Genomic DNA, 1,685 nt, shown 5'->3' with positions numbered 1-1,685 from the left:
TTTATTTTACTGCTATCTATCCAGATTTTTCTTCTAAAAAATATAGGATATTACAATCTGAGTATACCATATTTATACATTCTATTTATCTTATTGCTTCCATTTGGAACACCTAACTGGTTTCTTTTTTTCCTGGCGTTCAGTATCGGTCTCTCAGTTGATATTTTTAACGACACTTTAGGACTGCATGCATTGGCATGTTCAATTCTGGCATTTGTAAGAATTATATTTATTAGTCTTACAGTTCAGAGGGATGGCTTTGACAATGAACCAGAACCCCGGCTCGGGATCATGGGATTCCGATGGTTTCTCTTTTATACAATCATCCTGGCATTTTTCCACCACCTTGTATTATTCACTTTTGAAACATTCAGGTTTTCAGAAATCGGATATACCTTAATCCGGGTAGTATTGAGCTGTCTGTTCAGTACAATTTTAATTCTTATTGCAGAATTTGTGTTTTATCGTAAAAAAATACGTTAAGCTCTCCGACTATCAGGTTTACGTTCTTTACTCATTTCAGGTATATAATGTAATCCGGGAGTTAAATAATGTAATAGTATGAGCCTGGAAAACCTATAGTTAAATGGCGCGAGTATTAATACCACTGGAAAAATAACCGCCATGTAAAGCCATGGATTTTCAGTATTTCCTGTAATAATATAAGTTAGCATACCTGCAAGTATCATTTGTACAACGTTAAAACCATAACTTACAAACATCGCAACATAGAAATATCCGGGCTCACGTTCAAATTTAAGATTACAATGAAGGCAATTTTCATGCATTTTTTGTGCCTTAAAACCATACATGGAATTAATGAAAACATTTCCCTTTCTGCATCTGGGGCATTTTGAATTGACAAGAGCATATAATTGAGGGACTTTATGACCCTCTTTCAGGTTTTCGGAAATCATATGCAAATTTACCTATAAGAAATTGCAAACTGCATATTCTTAACTAATTTAAGGACGACAATTTTATGTATCCTTCAGACTGAGAGAATTAATAATTTACTTGTAAGCTTTGTTAAGATCCCTCAATGCGTTCGGGAGAACAGGATGAGAAATCTGTGATTGCAAACCAATAAGGAAATTAATAATCAACTAAGCTTTCTTAAACCCTTATTGCGTTTGAAATGAGATATGGATTGACCTGCTGTTTATAAAAAAAATGATGAAACTTATCAAAATATTAAACGTAAAGAACTGTCAGGACTATCAGTACTACTATTGACAGTTTTCGCATGTCATCCTGATCATAGTAAAGACTATTAGTGAACTTAATATATGCTTTAACTAGAATGTCTTCATAAAGAGTATTGAGGCTGATAATTCTTTATTACTTTTACCGTCTGAAATTGACGACATAATAGAATTTTTGATTCCTCATTACGTTTAACATATTCAAGAATTTAAATAAAACCCAAAAATTTAGCAGATCGATTAATGAATAGTTTTTTTGCAAGAAAATTTGTTGTTCAGGGGATTTTCATTGTCATTTCTATTATTTTGCTGATGCGCCTGTTTTACATCCAGGTTATAAGCGATGAGTATATCCTGTCAGCAGAAAATAATGTAATTAGAAGACTGCCGGTTTACCCTGCAAGAGGAGTAATCCTTGACAGAAATGAAAAAATTCTGGTACAAAATGAGCCGGTTTATGATCTTATGGTTATACCACGT

The 1,685-nt window shown here is 33.1% G+C and carries 1 protein-coding gene and 1 pseudogene; one reads left to right on the top strand and one right to left on the bottom strand.

Going from position 1 to position 1,685, the window contains the following annotated elements:
• Nucleotides 1–479: 479 nt before the first annotated feature.
• Nucleotides 480–788, bottom strand: a complete 309-nt coding sequence (locus H7254_RS21470; RefSeq protein WP_367875431.1) for a DUF983 domain-containing protein — start codon at nt 786–788, stop codon at nt 480–482.
• A gap of 660 nt (nt 789–1,448) precedes the next feature.
• Here H7254_RS21470 and H7254_RS09035 point away from each other — a divergent pair.
• Nucleotides 1,449–1,685, top strand: a pseudogene (locus H7254_RS09035) (penicillin-binding protein 2); the annotation flags it as partial.

Origin of the sequence: Ferruginibacter sp. (assembly GCF_014377975.1) — a bacterium.
GTDB lineage: Bacteria > Bacteroidota > Bacteroidia > Chitinophagales > Chitinophagaceae > Ferruginibacter.
The sequence above is the reverse complement of the archived record's forward strand: the minus strand, read 5'-3'. Positions and strand labels throughout refer to the sequence as shown.